The organism is Paenibacillus mendelii (assembly GCF_024498075.1).
Lineage (GTDB): Bacteria > Bacillota > Bacilli > Paenibacillales > Paenibacillaceae > Paenibacillus_Z > Paenibacillus_Z mendelii.
In genome coordinates this window covers 756,188-778,529 of record NZ_JANHOF010000003.1, presented here as the reverse complement: position 1 = coordinate 778,529, position 22,342 = coordinate 756,188, and the positions used below count along the sequence as shown (strand labels likewise).

General features: G+C 49.6%; 15 protein-coding genes. 1 reads left to right on the top strand and 14 read right to left on the bottom strand.

The annotated features are described in order from the left end of the window. Positions 1-3 precede the first annotated feature (3 nt). The 11 genes from pstB to NNL21_RS14125 form a co-directional block, all read right to left on the bottom strand. Complete coding sequence (gene pstB / locus NNL21_RS14175; protein ID WP_204819608.1) at positions 4-777, bottom strand: phosphate ABC transporter ATP-binding protein PstB; 774 nt, start codon at positions 775-777, stop codon at positions 4-6. Between the two features lie 216 nt (positions 778-993). Next, positions 994-1,764: a DeoR/GlpR family DNA-binding transcription regulator gene (locus tag NNL21_RS14170; RefSeq protein WP_204819607.1), complete on the bottom strand. Its 771-nt coding sequence runs from the start codon at positions 1,762-1,764 to the stop codon at positions 994-996. Continuing rightward, positions 1,739-2,215, bottom strand: coding sequence for an SRPBCC family protein (locus NNL21_RS14165; RefSeq protein WP_204819606.1), 477 nt, complete (start codon positions 2,213-2,215; stop codon positions 1,739-1,741). Before NNL21_RS14165 ends, NNL21_RS14170 begins: the two co-directional genes overlap by 26 nt. Before the next feature lie 379 nt (positions 2,216-2,594). After that, positions 2,595-3,449, bottom strand: a complete 855-nt coding sequence (locus tag NNL21_RS14160) for an NAD(P)/FAD-dependent oxidoreductase (RefSeq protein WP_204819605.1) — start codon at positions 3,447-3,449, stop codon at positions 2,595-2,597. Continuing rightward, on the bottom strand, positions 3,439-4,881 hold the full coding sequence (locus NNL21_RS14155; protein WP_256555223.1) for an NAD(P)/FAD-dependent oxidoreductase: 1,443 nt from the start codon (positions 4,879-4,881) through the stop codon (positions 3,439-3,441). The genes NNL21_RS14160 and NNL21_RS14155 overlap by 11 nt, the downstream gene beginning before the upstream one ends. Before the next feature lie 266 nt (positions 4,882-5,147). Further along, positions 5,148-10,184 carry a glycoside hydrolase domain-containing protein gene (locus NNL21_RS14150; protein ID WP_204819604.1) on the bottom strand — a complete coding sequence of 1,679 codons (5,037 nt, stop codon included), beginning with the start codon at positions 10,182-10,184 and terminating at the stop codon, positions 5,148-5,150. Between the two features lie 161 nt (positions 10,185-10,345). Next, a complete protein-coding gene (locus NNL21_RS14145; RefSeq protein ID WP_204819603.1) occupies positions 10,346-12,025 on the bottom strand; it encodes a response regulator in 1,680 nt (559 codons plus the stop codon). A gap of 3 nt (positions 12,026-12,028) precedes the next feature. Next, positions 12,029-13,768, bottom strand: coding sequence for a sensor histidine kinase (locus NNL21_RS14140; protein WP_204819602.1), 1,740 nt, complete (start codon positions 13,766-13,768; stop codon positions 12,029-12,031). 154 nt (positions 13,769-13,922) lie between these two features. Further along, positions 13,923-14,807, bottom strand: coding sequence for a carbohydrate ABC transporter permease (locus NNL21_RS14135; protein ID WP_204819601.1), 885 nt, complete (start codon positions 14,805-14,807; stop codon positions 13,923-13,925). 18 nt (positions 14,808-14,825) lie between these two features. Next, positions 14,826-15,680: an ABC transporter permease gene (locus tag NNL21_RS14130; RefSeq protein ID WP_256555241.1), complete on the bottom strand. Its 855-nt coding sequence runs from the start codon at positions 15,678-15,680 to the stop codon at positions 14,826-14,828. 83 nt (positions 15,681-15,763) lie between these two features. Further along, a complete protein-coding gene (locus tag NNL21_RS14125; protein ID WP_204819599.1) occupies positions 15,764-17,503 on the bottom strand; it encodes an extracellular solute-binding protein in 1,740 nt (579 codons plus the stop codon). Positions 17,504-17,823: 320 nt separating this feature from the next. Here NNL21_RS14125 and NNL21_RS14120 point away from each other — a divergent pair, with 320 nt between their 5' ends. Continuing rightward, entirely contained in the window at positions 17,824-18,039 is a 216-nt protein-coding gene (locus NNL21_RS14120) for a helix-hairpin-helix domain-containing protein (RefSeq protein WP_204819598.1), read from the top strand. A 241-nt stretch (positions 18,040-18,280) separates the two neighbouring features. Here NNL21_RS14120 and NNL21_RS14115 read toward each other — a convergent pair whose 3' ends face one another. The 3 genes from NNL21_RS14115 to NNL21_RS14105 form a co-directional block, all read right to left on the bottom strand. Beyond that, on the bottom strand, positions 18,281-19,282 hold the full coding sequence (locus tag NNL21_RS14115; RefSeq protein ID WP_204819597.1) for a P-loop NTPase family protein: 1,002 nt from the start codon (positions 19,280-19,282) through the stop codon (positions 18,281-18,283). Between the two features lie 318 nt (positions 19,283-19,600). Further along, positions 19,601-20,101, bottom strand: coding sequence for a GNAT family N-acetyltransferase (locus NNL21_RS14110; RefSeq protein WP_204819596.1), 501 nt, complete (start codon positions 20,099-20,101; stop codon positions 19,601-19,603). A 697-nt stretch (positions 20,102-20,798) separates the two neighbouring features. Continuing rightward, the gene (locus tag NNL21_RS14105) at positions 20,799-21,893 is read right to left on the bottom strand and encodes a winged helix DNA-binding domain-containing protein (protein WP_204819595.1); all 1,095 of its coding nucleotides are present in this window, start codon (positions 21,891-21,893) and stop codon (positions 20,799-20,801) included. Between the last annotated feature and the right edge of the window lie 449 nt (positions 21,894-22,342).

The following is a 22,342-nucleotide window of genomic DNA, read 5'->3' as shown; positions in this document are numbered from 1 at the left end:
GTATTAGCCGAAACGGCCGCTGATGTAATCTTCTGTTCGCTGGTCACGCGGGTTGGAGAACAGCTTCTCCGTATCGGCATATTCGACGACTTCGCCATTCAGGAAGAAAACCGTTTGATTCGAAACCCGTGCAGCCTGATGCATGTTGTGAGTTACCATGACAATCGTGTACCGGTCCTTTAGCTCCTGAGCCAGTTCCTCAATTTTCAGCGTAGAGATCGGGTCAAGCGCTGACGTCGCTTCATCCATAAGCAGAATATCGGGCTCAACCGCCAATGCACGCGCAATACAAAGCCGCTGCTGTTGACCGCCGGATAAGCTTTGCGCCGATCGTTTCAGGTAATCCTTCACTTCGTCCCACAACACGGCAGAACGCAGGCTTGTCTCCACGATTTCATCCAGCTTCTGCTTGCTTCGAATACCATGCAGGCGAGGTCCGTATGCTACGTTATCATAGATAGATTTCGGAAAAGGATTCGGCTGCTGGAATACCATGCCGACTTTCTTCCGCAATGTCTCCACATCGACTTCCCGAGAGTAAATGTCTGCGCCGCCGATCTCGATCTTTCCTTCAATTCTCGTTCCTGGAATCATATCATTCATCCGGTTGAGCGTACGAAGCAGAGTTGACTTGCCGCAGCCTGACGGTCCGATGAAAGCCGTGATCGCTTTTTCCGGAATTTCCATCGAGACGTTCTTCAACGCGTGGAAAGTACCATAGTATAAATTCAATTTATCGATCTCGATCAACGATTTCGTCTTTATTTGAGCTGTCATGGGCGTTCTCCTCCGGTAACAAAGACTTATAGTACGACTCCATCTACTACTCGTATCGTAACGGGCGTATGTTAAAAGCGTACACGCGAATTGTAAAGCCAATGTTAAATATAGAAAAACCTCTATCGCATGTTAGGCGACAGAGGTCTTCAGATGAACGAATATACGGGCGGATCCAGCCGCAGCCCAAAATCCATAATAGTAGTAAGAGAAGCTCTATACTAGCATAACTTGAACGCCTGTGTCCCGGAGTTTACGTACCATATCCGGGTCGGCGCCATTATCGGTAACAATCGTATCGATCAGCTGAAGATCGGCGATTTTCGCAAAAGCAATGACTCCGAATTTGGAGGCATCGGCAAGCGCCACAGTTTCCTTGGCCCGGTCGATCATCAGCCGCCGAATTTCGGCTTCCTCTACATGATAATCGGTAATCCCGCTTTCCACCGTCAAGCCGCCTACACCAATGAAGGCTTTATCCGCATAGAAGGCTTCCATGTTTCTGGCCGCAACCGAGCCGGATAACGAATACTCCCCAGCACGCAGCTCGCCACCGCATAAAATCACTTTAGCCGAAGGATGATCTACCAGCTCCATCGCGAGCAGCACCGAATTGGTAATTACCTTTAGTCCGGTTCGCTTCTTCAAATGTCTAGCGAACATCAGGGTAGTCGTACCCAGATCGATAAAGAGGGAATCGCCGTCTTCCACCAGCTCCGCGGCTTTCTCGGCGATCGCTTCCTTCTCATTCACATTGGAGTCGTTCCGAGCTGCATAGGGCGGCTCGAATCCGGCTTTTTGGATGACCGCGCCTCCGTGAACCTTGCGAGCTTGACCTCTGCTCTCGAGCTCATAGAGATCTCTTCGGATCGTTTCACGGGTTACACTGAACCGTTCTGCCAGATCGATGATTTTAACCGTTTGATTGCTTTTCAACAAGGACAGGATTTCTTCTAATCTTTCATCCTGCAGCATGTCCTCCGTCATTCCTTCCTGTCTCAAACAGCAGCTTTACATTCGTAGCGAATTGCTCCGCGGTCTTGGTGACGGTCCCTTTGACCAGGATCATCCCGAGCGAAGCGAGTCTGCCCGTTAACTGCATGTCCATTTGATAGATAATTGATGTCACATGATCCGACATTGGCTCTAGTGTAACCTGCATCCGGTTACGAAACAACCCGGCCAGAGCATGAGCTTGGCCGGTCATCTCGACCTGAAGCGAGCTCATCGGGACCGCTTCCTTCAGCTCACCCTCAGCTGCAAATTTCAGCGTCATAAACTGCACCTTCACGACCATATCTGCCTCGTACTTGTTCGGGCTGGTCATCGTGATGCGTTCTGCGCCAGGCACGCAGCTTGCCAGCTTCTCCGCGTCCATGAAAACATCCCAAACCTGCTCAACCGGAGCATCGATGGTAAACCGACCGTTTATGTTCATATGGATTCTCCTCAAAGTTTTGTGATTACATCGCTTCCGAAGGAGCGATTGAAACAAAACTCACTTCGAATACTTGCGCTTAAGTTTTGTGATTACATCGCTTTCGAAGGAGCGATTGAAACAAAACTTACTTCGAATACTTACGCTTAAGTTTTGTGATTATATATCACTTCCGAAGGAGCGATCGGAACAAAACTACTTCGAAAGCATACGCTTAAGTTTAGTGGTCATATCGCTTCCAATGGAGCGATCAGAACAAAACTCACTTCGGAAGCATACGCTTAAGTTTAGTGGTCATATCGCTTCCGAAGGAGCGATCAGAACAAAACTCGCTTCGGAAGCATACGCTTAAGTTTTGTTGATAAGCCTCGCTTCCACTTTATATCTTCGCGAGCAGGTGATCGGCAACCTCGCTTGCCATCTCGATGGAGCTCGTATGTCCGTCATCGCCAAGCTGTGTGCAGCTTCCCGCCGCGTATACGCGAGGGATGCCGGTAGCTCCGAAGCGGTCGGTTATAATACATAGGGTGCTTTCGTCCCGCTCAACTGGCAGCCCCTTCAGAAAAAAGGTGCTACCGTAACGCCCTTTCGCGAACAGCAGTCTGCTGCAGTTAACACGTTCAGCCTCACCTGTTATAACCGACCGGATCGTAACTCCTTCTAGCTGAGCTGTACCGTGAATATGCTCGATGTCAAAGTCCTCTGCGGATACCTGTATCGTCTCACCTAATCGGTCCGCCAGATATTCGGCCGCCCCGTGTGATCTTCGGTCGGCCATATAAATCATCGTCTTCCCTTCGTCGAGCCGGTAACCTCTTTGCGACAATTCTACAGCCATAGCCGGGGTCATCACACCGGCAGGCCTTCCTCCGGATATCCGCCACGCTTCTCTTGGCTTCTCCATCGCGCCCGAAGCAATTAAGATATAGTCCGTCTGAATCTCCTCGGTTTCGGTTGGCGTTTGAACAAACAATTGATGCGGGGTATCACCGTCTCCTGTGAAGAAACCGACTACCGTCGAACGGGTCATGATCGTATAAGGCAAGGCCGCGCACTCGCTTAACAGCCTCTGTTCTGTCTCGAAAAAGCTGGTTTCAATGTATCCGCGCGTAAATCCGCCGATCACCGGCTGATGTTCAATGAGCAGTACACGCTCTAAGCCGCTCGCATATGCTTTCGCCGCCGCCGTTAGGCCGGCAATCCCTGCGCCTATGATCGTTAAGTTATATTTCATTGTCCCGTCCTCCCGCTTGTCCGGCAATATAGGATTCGCGAAGACCTTTGAGCGGGGCTTCCTCCCCACCCGCCTTCGCCAATCCACGGCTGGCCGTGAACGACTCCATGACATCCAACAGCTTCGGAATGCAGCCGTTCCCTTGGCATTCGCCCAGCATGGCTCCTGTTCGGCGTTTAATCCCGTCCAGCGTGGTTGAGCTCAGCGGCGCAGATAAGGCCCGTTCGATCTCGCCGCGCGTAATGGAGCGGCAGAGGCAGATGATCTCCCCGTTGCTTGCAGCATCGCTCTCTCCAAGCAGATCCGGCAGTTCAAGGATAGCCTCCGACCGCTCAGTCATGATCAAATCCGTGCTGCGAAGGAGCTCTACAACCCGTTCTGCGATTCCCGGTGAGGACGATAGACCGGTTGAACGGATGCCTGCAGCATGAATCAACCGATGGCTTCTTGGCGATGGGCTGATTACGAAGTCACCCGTACTGCAAACAGCCCGCAGCCCGGCAAATTGCCTGATCGTGGTGGCGGATCGGATGCCTGGCAGCAGCTTCTCAACACCGTTCAGTACAGCTTCCATTCCGTCATCGGTCGTGGAACGATCCCATTTATCCTCCTGATCCTCGGCTGTAGGGCCGAGCAGGAATCCGCCGAATACGACGGGCGCAGCCAGAATGCCTTTGGACGATGGCGATGGAACCGGGAGCACAATCTGCGAGATGCCTAGCGTATCTTCGGTCAGAATGAACTGACCCTTTCTCGGCGTTATGACGAAGCTCTCATCCTTAACCATATCGGCGATTTCATCGGACCAGAGGCCAGCTGCATTCACCGCATACCGCGTCCGAATTTCCGAACCGTCCTCCAGCACAATGACCAGATGACTGTCATCATCCGCCGGTTCGATCCGCTCCACGCCTGAACCAAACCGTATCTCTGCCCCATTCAATTCCGCGAGCTGTGCAAAAGCGCGCGTAACCCAGAACGGATCGCAGATGCCCTCTCCTTCGATGACCAAGCCCCCGAGGTTATGTTCGGATACATCCGGATTCATCTCCAGAAGCTCCTCCTTCTCGATATAGCGGACCTCGACTCCGTTGGCCTCGGCATTCGGCACGTAATGCTCGATAATCTTCGCCTTCTCCGTCTCGCTCGCGGCAACCATTACAGCCCCGCAAGGAAGGAATGGGATCTTCAAGGCTCCAATCAACTCCGGCCACAGCTCCCTCGACCGTCGAAGACAGTCGGATTCCACACTGCCTGGTTTGGCATCGAAGCCCGTATGAATGATAGCACTATTGGCTTTGCTTGTACCTTCACACACATCATGCTGCTTCTCCACCAGCATGATACTCATATTGTATAGAGAAAGAGCGCGGACAATTGCGGTCCCAACAACACCGCCTCCGATAACGACAACGTCTCTCAAGCTGTCCACCACAATATTCACCTTCCCATTCCATTGATTTTGCTTTATATTGCATTTTATTGTTTTAGTTTGCTTTTTAATTATAAATGACAGCTTGGTTTTGTCAATCATTAAACAGTGAATTGGAGTGACTGCTCCCACATAATGAAGTAATCGTCTAAAGGTTTTCGCCTTGTCTCCATAACAAAGAAGCCGCTCCGGTAACGAACCCTGAGCAGCTTCTTTATGAATCATCAATTTCACTTTAAACAACCGCTTGCGAAAAGGCCTTCCTATTACTGAACAATCCCATTCGTACTCAGTAAATTATAGATTGCTTGCGCGGCTTCCGCGCGCGTCGCCGTTCCCTTGGGCGCGAACTTATCCGCAGCGCGTCCTTTCATGACGCCAAGCTCTCCTGCAGCACCTACATACTTCGCTGCCCAGGACGAAACCTCACTAGAATCGCTGAACCTGGCTGTGTCGTATGTGCCCAGTTTCTTGCCGCTCCATACTTCATACGCCTTCATCATCATGACGGCCATTTGCTCGCGCGTAATGATTCCGTTCGGGTCGAAGGCCCGCTCGTCTTTGCCATTTACGATACCTGCTTTCGCTGCCGCGGCGATCCCTTGGGCATACCAAGCTTCCTTCGCAACATCCGTGAACCCGCTATCTCCTGTGGCCGTAAGCTTCAACGCCCCTGCCAGCAGCACGGTGAATTCAGCACGGGTTACCTCGCGAGCGGGTACGAAAGCCGTTGCGCTGACTCCCTTAATGATATGCTTCGCCGTCAATTGCTCGATAACGTCAGCAGCCCAGTGGGTTTTCGGGACATCAACGAATGACTTCTTATACTCCAGAATGGCATATTTGCTGAAATGACGAATTTCAGCGGCGAGCTCATCGTCTTCGTAATGGCCGCCGACATATTCCAGTGTACCGTCGTCAGCCAAGTAATAGAGGCCGGACAAGACCGGATTGACCGATGAATCAGCTGCCATTCGAATCGTAACCGGCTGATCGAATTCGGTCAGATTCGTGGCCTTCCCGCTCTTCGACACGAACGCCAGACCGAAATCATAGACCTTGCCGGAGAGAGTAAGCTTCGCCTTGCTGGACGTCTCTCCTTTGGCTACAATAGCTGCCGCATCCGTATCATTCAGCGGTTGAATCAACAGCTCGATGCGGCCGTCCTTCAGATCCCCGGCAGAGAGCTGGCTTACCAGCTGCTGAAGAACTTCAGCTGGCAGGATTAAGGTCAAGCCGCCTGCTTGAATGGCCAGACGGTTCTTACCCAGCAGCTCGGCCGCATTGGTTGGAAGCTCAATACGGTTGGCATCCTCCGATACCGGGATCGTAATAATCCCTTCCTGGGAAGGATTGCGGATATCAGCCGGCTTGATGACATGAACATCCTTGGCCGGCTGCGGATCAACCGAACCGACGAAGCCGCCTCCAACATTACCAGGATTACCGCCTTCATTGTCCTTGACGACCTCGATGACGATCTGGCCGTCTTCTACTATATTTGTGATTTCAAGCTCATTAATCTCATAATAGTAGGGAGATTGGTAGAAATGGCCGCCATAGAGCATGATCTGCATGTCCGTGATGCCTTCTTGAGCCAGAATCGGAAGCTTCTCTGTAAGCGTTCCTCCGGCATTATCCGGATTCAAGCCTTTATAAAGAGGCCAGAACAGAACATTGCCATCCACCACCCACGTTTGGCCATCATGCAAAATTTGCGTCCAATCGGCATCGCCGCTCTTCTTCACCTTAATGGCAAAAGTCGAGACCTTATGATCGGTCACTCCGTCCGGCGCAATTATATGGATTGTGTTGAAACTTTGAGGCTCATTCCACTTCAAATCTATTGTATGAGGGAAATTAAAGTCAGCTATAGCATTAAACTTACCATTCGTGAATATTGTCGAGTAATTACCATCGATTAGCGTGTCCACTGACGTTGAGCCTTCCATCGGTTTATCCAAGGTAATCGATTGTGCCTTCAGTGCAATATTTTCAATGGCTCTCTGCCATTGAAGCGTATATTCTTTGGATATGCCTTGATCGCCGGCCAACTTCACCGTCAAGGTACTCAGACCGTCTGGAAGAGTTGCGATAGCCGTATTTCCAGACGCTACGGACACCCCATTGAAGGTCAGCGTCCCATAGTTATTTTTCAAGGTTGGGGTAATCTCTACTTTGTTCGATTCCATTCCAAGCTCTATTTGATAGGCTTTCTTGGAAGGATCAAAAGAGATATCAATCGGCTTGCCGGTCTTCACATCCTTGATAGCGAGTCCAGATAATACGACATCGCGGATAAGCGTAATATCCTGCACCTCGCCGTTGTCAGGCAGATTATAGAGCTCAAGCTCATAAACGGCATACATGTTCCATTGCTTATAGTACGCATCATTGATCTGAATCCTCAGCTTCTTCGCTCCGCTGACCGCAGGGATGTTCCCATATGCGAACTCTGAGACACCATCCTGGTCACTCTCCCAATTAAACGGTATTCGCTGTACTACCGTCTCCCAACTCACCCCATCCGTTGATACCTGCACGTCGATATCGATAATCCCTTGAAGGAGACCGGATTTAGTATTCATCACGAGGGTGTTGAAATCCTTCGGCTCATCCCATGTCAGAACAATTTCGTGAGGAAACGGATGTGTATCGACATAGCCCTGCATACTGGCATACATGCTGTCATAGCTGCCATCAACCATCTTATACGGACCATAGTTAATAGCACCCTCTCCCGAACGAGCAGCCGATGCGGTAATTTCAGCATAGTCCCGGGCGATATTGCTGCTCTCTTCATTCTTATTGCCCTTTAAGAAATTCAACGTATACTGCTTCTGAGTGACACCGTCGCTAGCCGTAATTAGAAGTGTAATCTTGCTTTTTCCATTTGGAATAATAGCCTTGGCTGCCATACCGCTCTCCATTGTCTTCCCACCGATGGAAAGCGTTCCGCCTGCGTCCAATTGTGTTGGCGTTATCGTAATTTCGGAGGTATCCTCCGGTATCATAATTTGGTACTTCGTCTTGCTGCTGCTAAAGCTGAACGATGGCGCGCCGCTGATGTCTAGGCTTTTCAGCGAGGCATCATAGAGGATCTGCCCGTCATACTTGTGTACTCGGAAAGCATCGAAATACAGATTGGAGCTGTCCCCGCCAGCTTTCATGACCTTGATCTTATGTTTGCCTGGCGTCAGTCCTTGTTGGCTGTAAATCGTAAAGTAGTCATGCTGCACCTTCTCGTAAGCATCGACGATTACCGGTTCGCCATCGTCCACCGATATGGCGATTTTGCCGGAATCCTCATTCTTCTCGACAATAACGTCGATCCCGCTGCCGTAGAATTCATATTCGAGATCGGCGTCAGCGCCGGATGAAGCTTGAACGCTTCCGTTATAGGCAAACTGTCTGATCTTCGGGAACCAGCTGCCTGAGAAGGTAATATCGCCGCTCGCGCTGTCCGTCATATAGGTATTCGAAATTTCTTGCCCCATATATGGACTAACGGCTTGCGGTACCTCTCCAACCGGTTCGCCTGCTGCAGCACGAACCAAATAATCATGCAATGTCTTGATATAACTTGGGTCAAGTGAGTACTTTCTCGGGTCAGCCGGATTAACCACGCTGTCCGCAATTTGTTTGGCGAGATCAGGATTAGAAGCCTTCACGATATCCATCAGCTCATAATCTTCCAATCCATCCCGCTGCGCTTCATAGCGAAGCGAGCTCTTCACGGTCATGTTCTTCTTGTCCGGGTACACGATCGTGGAATCGCCGTAATAGCTGCCCACATACCAGGCATTCCATGCCCAGTGCAGATGGCCCGTCACACCCTCCTGATTCAAGTTCCAGAACAGTAACCGTCCCGTTAAGGTAGGCTGCGTCCAGAACCGGTTCAACCATGGCGGCTGATTGACATCGCAGGTATAAACCCACATATCTTTGCCAGCCTCTTGCTCGGCTTTGTATAAACCTTTCTTCGCCTGGAAAGCCGGAGTCAGCGGAACCCATACATCCACGTATGATTTGGTGGCATCGTTCATCAGCACGCCGTTCGGATCGGCATCCATCGTCTTGAAGTCCGGTACATCTTGCTTAATCTGACGTGCGATATACGTCCAATAATTGCGGTCCTTATCCGCAATAGGCTCATCCCGGATATGCTGGTACCACGTAAATCCGTCCTCATTGAGCCAGCCCTTCTCCTCCAGATGGTCGTGCAGTGCCGTCATATAATTTCTCACATAAGCATCGGTAACGGGCATCGAGTCTGCCGCAGGCAAAGCCCCGCTCCATACCTCTGCACTCGGCTTCTCCTCCGGCGGCATGTAGTTCAAGGAATGTATGAGATGCGTGTTGGCAAAATGAGTCATCCCTTTATCGATGAAGGTTTGCACATAACGGTCAAATACGGACCAATCAATCGATTCGGGAATGCCATCCTTAAATTCGGATAGATATGTACCTTTCGCTTGCAGCAGCAGATCCGTCCGGAGCCAGATCATATTCTGCCTGTAATCTGTCATAACGGTGGCGAATTCATCCAGCAGGTCAAACCATTCGTCGCTGTACAGCGGAACATCGTAGTATTTTTCACCGACATCATACATAGCTTGTGGATTATTGCTGTCCCAAGTGAGGCCATCCCATGTAAATCCGTTGGTCATGGCCCATTGATAATTGATAAACTCCGAATCCGAGAGAGCCGGAATTTCAACATTGCTCACCTCGACCTGGATCGGTATTTGAAACGTTCCCAAGGTCGTGTTCAAGCTAATCAACCCTTCATAATGGCCCGGCGCCGCCGCGGAAGGTACATAGTTGGTTATAAAAATAGGCTGCGTGGATTGCGCGGCAACCGTGATGGAAGCTTCATTAGAGAGCGGGTCCGGTATATCGGATAGCGGATAGATGGGGACCCCTGCGGGCATGAAAGCATTGTCCTTCACTGTATCCGGCAGCTCGTATTCGACAAAATGATAGCTAAGATTCCCGGCTTCGATCAGGTCTCCGGCTGTCGTGGTTAGGTCGGTAAATTCGACCCCGTTAATCGTGAAGCCAGCATCGCTTCGGATTGCGATTTGTGCGCTTTCGTATTCATTCTTAGCTGAAACGAGGGATATGCTCTTATCAGGCAGCGCGGGTATCGTGCTGCTCCTGAATACCGTCTTCAACGGGTTTTCCACCCATACGTCAGCAGCCGCTTCCTCGGCATGTGCGATAGAACCGCCCCCTGCAATTGGTACGACGGATATGAGAACGCTTACGGCAAGAAACAAGGAAAAAAACTTTTTTTTCATTTCCCTTACTTTCATTCCTCTCTTAAGGAACCAGCCAACCGTTCCGGTTTTGGTTGCACAAGCCGTGTAAGCGCGCTTTACACAAGCTTCACACATCCATCATATAGCTGAGGAATTGGCGCCAACAATATAAGATTCTTTACTTGCTTCTGTTTTGTTTACTACTTTAGGCAAGCAGTCTCCCGATAATCCTGAGGGGTGGTCCCAATCATCTTCCGGAAGAAGGAGGTGAAGTAGGAAGGGGATTCAAACCCCAGCTTCAGCGCGATTTCGCTAACCTTCATCTGTGTCTGGCTGAGCAATCTCACCGCCGTTTCAGATTTGGTTTCATTAATATATTCGGACAGGTTGCGGCCTGTCAGCTGCTTATAGAACCGGGATAAATAAGAGGGATTGAAGTAGACGACCTCGGCGATTCGGGCCAGAGAAAGATCGCCGCCCAAATTGTCATTGATGAAACGATGGATGCGCTCGACGATCAGGTTCTCGCTCTTGGCCAGCTGTTCTTGCTTGATCCGGCAGATCGACTCGCTCAGCCGAAGCATTCTCTCCTCGACCGACTCCCATTCTGTCGGCGCCTCTAAGAATGGAATACTTGGCATGCGAAGCTCCGGCTCAAGGCTGTTACTATGTTGAATGCCGTTCATATACGATAGGAATGCGAGGATCAGCCGATAATAATTCTCCATCCCGATCGTGTAGCTGCATGCGATATCAAGTTTAATTTGCTGGACCAATTCAGAGGTGAGCAAGGCCGCCCCTGATACATCGCCAGCGTCCAGCCGTTTCTCAAGCGCGATGAGTTTGTTGTTCATGACCGTCATGCTCGTTCCGCTAAGCTCTCTGGCCTCCCGCTTCGCCCCATCATCGGCTGTGCCCAAGTCAACGATCGCCATCGGCTGGCCTGTCACGGCATATTGCTTGAACACGTCCTTTATGCGTTCGAATTCGCCGCTGATCTCCTCCCATTGGAGAGGACCGCGGCTAACGATGAAGGAGACGGAGACGCCGAACTCCTCACGGCAGCTGCTCTGAACGGGCTCCAGCAGGCCCTTCGTATAATCGATGATGCCCCGCCAATCGATGCTTCCGCCTTGTTCAACAAACCGGTCCGCATCCTGAGCCGGTTGAAGAAACCATACGGATTCCGCGCGATCCAGATGGATTGCCTCTGCGCGAAGCTGCTTAGGAAGACGATCAGCCAGTAAATTGCGAATGAACCATTGAACCTCTGATTTTATCCGATTCGGCACCTTCTCCTCCAAGCGGTCCACCCGGGCGGCAATTAAGATCAGAGGCTCCGGGCTGTTGATCTGCAGAGATAACGATTCGATTCCATGTCTTCCCCATGTCTCATCCACCTCCTCGCCAATCAGCAGCGCTTCCAGATATTCCTTCTTGAGCAAGGATTCTGAGGCCGCAAGCTTCAGCTCCGCCAGCTCCAGCACCGTTTTGGCCCGGTATTCGTCATCGATCTTGGTTAGTGCGGTTTGTACTGCCTCGTGAATGATTTCAAGCCCTTCCGTCTTCAAAATATACGAATCGACATTCTTCTGAATGGCCTTATGCGCATACTCGAAGTCGCTGTAGCCCGTGAGCAGGATGATCCGGCAAGCCGGCCAATAAAACAGCACATCGTCAATAAGCTGCAGTCCGCTCCTGCCAGGCATGCGAATGTCGCTAATGATGAGATCAACCTTCGTCTTCTTTACAATATCGAGCGCTTCACTCGCCGAATAAGCCTTGCACAGGTCAAGCTCAAGGTCTTCCATGTCTTGAAAGAACTGCATCAATCCGTCCACAATAGCTGGCTCGTCATCAACGATCAACATCCGGTACATGGTCTACCCCTCCATATCGTAAATGAGAATCTCCGCCTTTAATCCGCCGAGCGGGCTGCGGGAAACAAAGACACCGCTTTGCTTGCCAAACCGGAGTTGAACACGTCTGCACACATTGAATAGTCCCGTTTTCTCAGCGATCAGTGACGTGTTGGCAAGCTTGCTCTGCATCTCTAGCAGCTGCTCATCCGGTAGTACATTGCCATCGTCTTCAACATAGATGGATAACCGGCTGCCGGAATAGCTCACCTTCATCACAATCATTCCTCTTCGCCTGCCGTTCTCAAAGGCATGCTCGAACGCATTCTCGACGAGCGGCTGCACAATGAGCCGTGGAAGCTCGAGCGATTGACAGCTTTCCGGCAGCTCTTCCGCCTCCACCACGATCCGGTTCGAGAAGCGTATCCCCTGAATCTCGCAATAATCCAAGGCATGGCGGTATTCTTCGATTAGCGGAACGTCGTCCTTCCCGCTGCGGGTAATGAATTGATAATAGCTGCCCAGCTTCTGGGCCAATAGCGAGGCTCCATCCACATCACCGCTGCGGCAGATCATATAGATGTTAAAAAAGCTGTTGTATAAGAAGTGGGGATTGATTTGGGATTGGAGCTGCTTGAACTCCGAGTGCTGGAGCGCGAGCGTCTGCTCGTAATTCTCATGAATGGAATGCTTGAGCTTGCTGACCATACTGTCGAAATTCCGGTACAAATAACCGAATTCATTATCGTTGTTGCCCTGCCGCATACCGATCAGATTATCCGTCTCCAATTTCTTGAATGCCTTGATCAGCTTGAGGAGCGGTCTATGAATCATCACATTGACGGAAAAGGAAAACATGACCACTATGGCGAGGGATACGAGCGAAAGCACGATCAGCCACACGTTGAACATGCGAAGCGGCCCCGTCACTTCATCCTGATTCATATAAGCGTTCAGGCTCAAACCGAGTGCGCTGATCGGGATCTGTGTCACCATATAATCCTCATTCTCCACCTTCAGCATATAGTGGTTGCTCGACTGCGGCGTTTCATTCCTTATTTCAGCCGATGCTCTGATCTGTTCAACAACTGGATCGGCTGCACGGACGGAAACCACACTGTCATTCTGCCCATCCATGAGCAATGCACCCGAATCATCGTACAGCCCCACAAGCTTGGAGAGCGTCTCCGTTAGCTTCGGGACAGACAGCTCCATATAGACGATAATACTTCGGTTATTGACCGGTTCGATGAAAAAAAGCCGTCCATCCTTCATAAAAATCGGCTGCGCGGGCTTTTGAGAAACAAACCGGGATATCATCTTAAAATCATTGTTTGGCAGCTTCATAATGCCGCCTTGCGTCGAAATGGTTCTGCCATAGGATCTGACGTACACCCCGACATTAACCAAATAATCACTGGAATCCCGGGCAGCGAATAGACGATCCTTCACACGGTTGATCCGTTCAAGGTCATCGAATCCGTTCAGCAGTCCCCCTAGGAAGCTCATCTTCAGAAGGTCGGAATCATTCGCCAGCTGAAGCTGCAGCCTCCGTACGAAGGTGAACTGTTCATTGAGCTGATCGGAATAGAACTGGACATTAGATGAAATCGAATTAGTGAAGCCCTTCTTCATGAACGAGAGGCCCCACATGTTGATACCTAAGCTGATCAAGTATACCGGCACGAGCATCGCCACAAAGACGATAATCACCCTCTGATACACATGCAGCTTCGACAGCTTAAGGTTAGCCAGCTTCCTCACCTGTTCCTCCCCCTTACTAACGCATACTTATTGCATGCGAAGCGCATGATGTGACTTTTGATGAGACTATTCGACTCGAAGTGAGGAAATCCTATCCTAATGGCCAAATCGCATAAAGAAAACCCTCCAACAACCGAGGGTCTCTTCCTATTCATTATTCTTTTACACTGCCGACGGTAATGCCTTTAACAAAATATTTTTGCAAAAACGGATATACCAGCATGATCGGCAGCGCACCCAGAAAGATCTGGGCGGTCCGCAGTGTCTTCTCACTTAAGTTCTGCAGCGCGGATAAATCATCGATCGTAATCGACTTCACATTAATCGCCGTAACCAATGTCGCCAGATAGGTTTGAAGCGGATAATTGGCGGGAGAATTCATGTAGATCATCCCATCGAACCAAGAATTCCAATGCCCGACGATAGTAAACAGACCAATGGTAGCAATGGAAGGCAGGGATACCGGCAAATAAACTCTCCACAATATCGACCAGTGTCCCGCTCCGTCGATCTTCGAAGCTTCCTCCAGCTCCCGCGGAATTCCTCTGAAGAAATTAAGCATCATGACCATGTTCCATACATTGAGCGCACCGGGCAGAATAAGCGCCCAGATCGTATTCATGATACCGGTCTCTTTCACGATCATGTAGGTCGGGATCAGTCCGCCGCCGAAGAACATCGTTACCGCGAAGAACCATACATAACCCGTCCGGAACCGGAACTGCTCATTCGTCTTAGACAGTGGGTATGCCGTCAAGAATACGAGCAACATGTTGATGATCGTCCCCAGGAAGACACGCTGCACAGAAATTCCAAGAGACTTGATGAACTCCGCCTTCTGCCCCAGAAACTGATACGCATCCAAGGTGAAGCCGATCGGCCACAGCTTCACCTGACCGGACGAAGCCGCCGCATTGGAGCTGAGCGATACGGCCAGCAGATGAACAAAGGGAACGATAGACAGCAGCATAATACCAATTAAAAGAGGAATATTGATGGCAATAAAAATTTTTCTGCCAAGCGGTAGTTTATACGACATGTGCGTCCACCCGCCTTCTTAAAAGATTCGATAGTTTGTGAGCCGATAGGCCAGGTAGTATGACAATGACACTAACGCGACAGAGATGACCGATTTAAACAGCCCGACAGCTGCGGCAGGCGCGTACTGCTGATCGAACAATCCGAGCCTGTACACGAAGGTATCGATCACATCGGCGCTTTCGTATACGGCCGGATTATACAGAATGAGAATTTGTTCGAAGCCTGCATTCAGCACCCCGCCCAGACTTAACGTGCACATGAGAATGATGATCGGGGCCATTCCCGGCAGCGTAATATGCACCATCTGCTTCCATTTTCCCGCCCCATCCACTTCCGCCGCTTCATACAGGTTGGCATTAATGCTGACGATGGCAGCCAGGAAGATGATCATGTTATAGCCCATACCCTTCCACACATCCGAGCCGATAATGATGCTGACGAACCATTCGTTGATCCCCATGAACATGATCGGCTCCACGCCTACGGCAGATATAAGGCCATTGACCGGACCTTTAAGCGAGAAGATTTCAATCAGCACCCCGCCGAGCACCGCCCATGAGAGGAAGAACGGGAGGAAGATGCTCGTTTGGATGAGCCGCTTGAACCAGTTCTTCGTAATTTCATTAAGAAGCAGGGCTAGAATCAGCGGGATGAGCAAGCCGAATGCAATTTTCATGATGGAAATAAAGAATGTATTCCAGAGCACTTGCGTAAAGTCCGGCAGGTTAAACACATACTCAAAGTTCTTGAACCCGACCCACTCGGATTTGAAGAACCCGAGCAGCGGCTTGAATTTCTGAAACGCCATAACAATGCCAAGCATAGGTCCGTATGCATATATCAGTGTGACAATAATACCCGGCACGAGCATGAGATGCAGCGGCAATTCCGCCCTCAGCCTGCGTTTATTCGTTGTTCGTGTATTCACGGATGCAGGTCCTCCATACAATGAACTCATTCTTTCACAGCATTCTCGGCATACCAGGCATTCACTTCATCGGTGATATCGTTTCCTCCGAGCTTCTTCCAGCTGTCGGCAAACTTATCGAAATCCGTTATCGGAGCCGATCCCATAATGATTTTCGTAAAGGTCTCGATCATAAGCTTATTCAGCGACGCGCCCTTCTCCAGCATCGTTGGCGTCGGCGGTCCGTAATATTCGTTATAGACGGTGTGCTTCTCATCCACGACCTTCTTCGATAACCCTACGCCGCCGTCCCTTGCTCCCCGGCTGTACCACATCCCCCAAGCGGCATTGTCCTTCGGATTCTCGAAGAACTTCTTCGCGTTGGTGAAGACAGATTGGGCTTCGCCCGCTCCTGGAAAGTCATCGGGCAGGTCGAGCTGATCCTGCTTGGCATCTATGGCGTCGCTAACCTTCGCCATGACCTCATCGAACATCTTCGGATAATAGAACCTTGGCTGGAACCACAGGTAGATGTAGCCGTTCTTCGCTCCCTTGAAGTCCGGCGATTCCTTGACGGCATATTTCGGCTTAGACAATTCCAGATAGAAATTCGCCATCTTAATCGCGGCTTCGGGATGCTTCGCTTTCTTATTCACGACAAGAATGGAGCTGACGGTTCTCGAGATAAGCGTCTTCCCTGGCGCACTCCCATCCAGCGACGGCAGCATGAGCGGAATCCACTCCGCCTTCGGGTCATTGTCCTTATTCAGGTTAAGCGGCCAGTTCGGATACCACCATTCGCCGAATGCAATTCCGACCTTGCTCGCAACTATATCCTCGCTTGCCTTGTTCTCATCCCTTAAGGCAAACTCCTTGTCCAGAATGCCGTTCTTATACCAAGACTGCATGCGAGCCAGCGCCGTCTTCGTCTCTGGCTGAACTTCACCTGCGACCAGCTTCCCATCTGCATCCTTAATCCAAGCTCCGGGATAAGCTCCGTGGCTGTAGAAAGCGCCCCTCGCGTCGAAGCCCCAGCCGAGCAGATTTTTGTTGAAAACGATGCCATAAGTATCGTCACTGCCATTCTGATCCGGGTCGTTCTTCACGAAGGCCTCGGCAACCTTCTCCAGCTCGTCTATCGTGGTTGGAGGCTGCAGCTTCAAATTTGCCAGCCAGTCGGAGCGGATCCAGACGATCTGTACAACGCCTTCGCCGCTCGTTGCGACGCCGAGCAGCTTGCCGTCTGTCGTCAGGCTCTTAAGCGCGAAGCCGTTATCCGCTTCAATCGTTTTCTTCAGAAGGGGCGAGGCATAGTTCTTATAAGCATCCGTCAGATCGGCGAGCACATCCTGCTCCTTGAACTTTTCATAGGTGTTGTAGTCAATCTGCATGATGTCCGGCAGGTCGCCCGAAGCGATGGCGAGGCTGAACTTCTGCTCGAACTGATCCGCGGGTACAGACCATTCATATTTCAGATCGATATTAAGCATTTCTTTCAAATCCTTCAGATAGCCGTTCGTCTCCGGCGTGACGCCCTTCAGCGCATCGCCTTCTTCAGGTGCGCGATACGCCAATACCTGCGTGACGGTGATCGGTTCTTCATATTTGCCAAGGGGATCCTGCGGTCCCGAATCCGATTGGTTACCGCTGACATTAGACCCCTTATTCGCCGATGGATCATTACCCTGCTTCGAATTATTGCCGCCTGCATTGTCGTTCCCGCTGCATGCAGCTAATGCCACTATCAGCATGATCATCACAATCAAACTTGCTGTCGTTCGTCTCATCTTCATCCTCCTAAAAGTGTTGAGGGTTCTTTGCTTTTCGAAAGCGCGAAATAATTCAAAACTTGCATCGGATGCCCACGCTCAGTTGTCGATCTACATCCAATCCTGTCTATCTTCTATCGTAATTCCCCGCCCCTCCGGCAACAATATAAAGATCTTTACTTGCTTTCGTTTCATTTACTAGTTGAAGCTGCGTCCATACAGTAACTTCGAGTAAACGAGGAAAACCCCTTTGTAGAAAGACCGAAATTGTATATATTGAAGGAACAGCCTATATGTATACCAGATGATTAAATTCTCGAATGAGAGGGAGTTATAGAATGGATAAATTCAATCCAACAACACAAGAAAGCGATCTTCCCAAGATCAGCAAGCCAGCTACACGTAATCTCGCAGAGGCCGGGTATTACAAGCTTGAACAATTTACAAAGGTGACTGAAGCTGACATTTTGAAGCTGCATGGCGTAGGACCGAAGGCTGTGAGAATTTTGAACGAAGCTCTTAAAGAGCGAGGACTGTCTTTCGCAAAAAAATGATGCACCCGTTTCGGTACGAACAGCCCGAAGCCGCTTGAAAATTTGCTAATACCCGTAAATACAATCTTACCTGCTCCACTCCTCAATTTTAAATAAAAAGAGGCTTCCCGTCCTAGATAAGGACGGGAAACCCCGTGGTACCACCTCAATTAGCCCGTTCATAACGGACTCGCTTAGACGGATCCAAACCGTGCATGAATACGCGTCTCTTGTAACGATGAGACTCCTCACAATGTAATCTTTACATCTTCACTGCCATACACTCCGCCGCTCCGTCTAACAGAGCGGGACCGGACATGTGCAATTGAATGTTATCGTTATCGGGGTCCACCAAGAATCGAACTTGGAAAGGCAATGACGCCACATCGAACACATCTTGATTCGGCTTAGGCAGCAATGCCGTATGGGTCCATACCTGCGGCAATCCGTCCACGATCAATTGACCCGAGTCCCATTGAACGGTACAGATCTGAACGAAACCACTCGCATCGGTGAATCTATAGCTTCCCGCAAAACGCTGCAGACTAGGGTCGGAGTGAGGGAGCGCCTCCTCTGCTTCGATTCCGAGAAACTCCATAATTCGACGATAATAGTCCATCCAGTCTCCCCTATGGTTCTCTATGCGAAGCTTGTGAATATGCAGCGAGTCATAGAGACTTTCCATGATTGCCCGATAATCTTCCCAATAAGTGACCATCCCGTCAAAACCGCTTAAACCATGAGTCTTTCCGTATTTCGACTGCGAAACCCTATCGAGCATATGCTTCTCTGCGTCGCTGCCTCTTCTCTGTATAATGCTGCTTAATGCGGCACGAAGATCATCTTGATAGAAATAAATAAGGCATGGGTTCAACCCTCTGATGATCACTTCAACTTCCTTGACGTAATCCATGATCTCATCTTCCGGGACATTATAGGGAAACAGGCTCCAGGTCAAGTAACCTAGCAAACAACCGTCGATGATGATGATTTCTTCCGATGCCGCGACATGTTCGGCAAACTGCTCCCAGCGCCTCAGCGCTCTTACAATAACGTCGCGATAATTACCGCCTGATAGATCGTTCACCGTCTGCTGCGCCGAAGCCGCATCAGTAAATACATAGACAGGGTGTCCCAGCTCTTCTTCATACCACCACTTGTGGGGAAAGCTGAGCTGACCGAACATACGCGATATGAACTGAGCTGTAGAGGATTTTCCCGAACCGGGAATGCCCTCAATGCAAATCAACTTTGTACCCAGCAATGCCACCACTTCCTATCGGGTTCAATATTCATAAACTTTCTCGTCGTTTTTCACGGTGTGAGAAGTTTCCTACGAATCCCAATTAGTTATCTGATCGAACTCTACTTGAAATAATTCCTTATGTGGAAGCTCCCTCGGTCTTGAGAAATCTATATATAATATTTGCGATACAGTTGGTCTTTTCCGCCAATTTCATATCAGTACAACCAAACCAATGATAACATAATATGTAAAAATAATGATTCCATTTCGGTAATTCCATATCACATTACAAAGGACTGCCTCGCGGCAGCCCATATCAATTTCCGATATCAAACACTACCTAGCATAAGTCCAATAAAACAATTCCGAATCTTGACGGTCAATTTGGAAGCCTAACTTTTCGAGTACATGCTTTGAACTGATATTATCCCGTTCACATCGAGCGGTGATGCATTTGACCGAATTCTGATTCGAAGCCCAGTTTAATAATTGTTGGGATGCTTCATAACAATAACCTTTGCGACGGTAGATTTCATTAATGGCAAAACCGATTTCAATGCTGCCGTCCGGATCAGGATCACCCAAGAAGCCAATACCGCCAACGATTTCTTGGGTTTCCTTCGCCACAATGATCCAAGAGTCAAATCCCCTTGTCCCATTATTAGTAATCAACATCTCCCGAAAATAAGGCAGCGCTTCAGAAAAATCAGGCCCCGGCCATTCACCGTTGGTTTTGTACCCTAAGGCTTCAATTGCTCGCACATCCCGCTGGGCTGCCGCATCGATTAAAGAAAGATCAAGCGTCACTAACAACAGTCGATTCGTTTCAAGCTTCATATATTGTTCACCCTTCTTTTAGAATAGTAGACTTCCATTCATGCATTCTTACATGCATTCGTTCTTGGTCTCACCTCCCTTCTAAGAAAACCAAAAAGGCGGAGAATGAACATAGGTTCATTCTCCGCCTTCCATATAGGGCAATCCTTACTTATGCCTTGAATAAAAAAAGTGCTGAAATCAGCACGGATCAAGACGCAGCAAGGATATACTACCCTAGGCTTCAATAGACTCCGTTGTTCTTAACCAATCACATCGTAGAAGAATCCACACAAAATAAACATAGCCGATCAAGGCTATATCATGGAATTAGCTTCATTACGGTTATGAGATTACTTCGTTAAGAACAACAAATCTCTCCTTAGAGTAGGAATGACCCTATTATAGACATTCACGGTATCCGGGTCAACACGGCCATATACATAGAACACGTTCAACTCCGCTGTCATAGAGAACCCACAATAGAGTACCACATCCATAAGAAAAGGAACGGAATACAACAGGCAATGAGCAGGATGATGACAATAGCCTTGTTTCTAAGCTGCTTCCTCATATGCAATTCCTCCAGGCTGCAAGAATACGAACTTAGTTAATAGACGATTTACCGGCAGCCTTTGTTGCTTCATTCATTCTCTCTCATACACAGCGAAAGCTGCCAATCCCTAATGTGGTCCGCATCCTTCTTTGTCAGCCCGTATTACTCTACAACTTGAAAAGATGTCTCCGCCATCGGCAATTCCATGAATGTGCAGTATCGTCGTGCCGTCTCCAGGATGCGATCTGCCTGATCCTCATGAGGTGCAAACAAGTTGAATTCCATATCAATCCCTTTTTTCTTCATGGTACGCTTCCATAGGCCAGCTACTTGTCCGTCAATGAGGATGGTTGGCATGAATACGCCGTTATTGCCGGGAACAATCTTACTTGCATACTCCGCCCGCAGCACCGCACTGCGGTCCTTATAACCAAGAAGATGCTCATCAAATCCAGGGAGCAGATAGACTGTCGATTCGGCATCGACAGATCCTGCCCGTGACTGTCCGCCTTCCCAGTACACCTGATCGTTTACCTTCTTCGACACCAATCGGAATTGTACAGCTTCAACACCACGTCTTGCATCCGTCAGCGTAATACCTGCCCACCAAGCAAAATCATGAACGGTTGCAGGCCCGTGACTGGTGAAATATCGTTCAGCGAGCACAGCAAGCGATTCGTCCATAGACAGCTCATTGGCTTGAGGCACCCACTCATCCAGCAATACAAAGGTTTGCTGCTTGCCATCCCTCGGCCCCAGACAGATGTGGCCTGACTGGCCCAAATACCATAGAAGGTGATAGCCGCGCTGCCTGCTGATCCCCTCGTCCTCCAGCAATTGCATGAGAACAGGGCGGGATATCCGCCGCCCCCCTTGCATGGCATCATAGGAAATCTGCCTGGCTCGTTCAATGATCTCCTGATTTAGTTCCAATTGCTCCAGTCTTCGGTTATCCTGCTTAAGCAAACGAGAAGCCGATATCTTCAGCATCCATCTCATATCCGCTGGCGGCACAAAATGTATCGTTCCGCGCATCGACCATGTCAAGACGATCTTACGATCTGCGATGGCTTGCTCGATATCCGTTACGGTTGCAGCTTGCATACGAAGACCGATAGCCCACAGGGCTTGATGATAATCCTGTGCTTGCATAGCGCCTAGCTGCGTTACGACTTGCTCGGGACTGTCCAGTCTCCCGCCGTTAATGCGCAGATTAAGCAACCGCTGATATGGAATATTTGGATTGTGTTCCTTCATGTACTGCCCCCTAACAGGAATATTGAGCACCTCCGAATCGAGAAGCACGGAGCAGCTGCTCTCTCCACTATTTCTAAAGGCGTACGCCTGTATCGTCAACAGTTAACGCGGTGGTGCGTGCCATCATTTCAAACCAGCGGTTTTTGTTATTTACTATTGTATTCATTTTACTACAGCAACCCTGACAACTGTATGTCAGGGTAGTGAGATCAAAATTATTAAGGAGAAAAAATAGCCGCTAAGTCGAAGCCATTTTTTATATCGTCGGCCTCCAGCCACAGCAAACTTATGCAAAACGATTTACTATTCGCTGCAAAATACCCTAATCCTTTTTATGACATTAGCGGATTGCATTAAACCCACACAAAAACAACCAATGGACGGATATTACGATATTGTATCCATGGACTTCCAAATTAAATCCAATTACAATCCTCCTGAATGGGTAT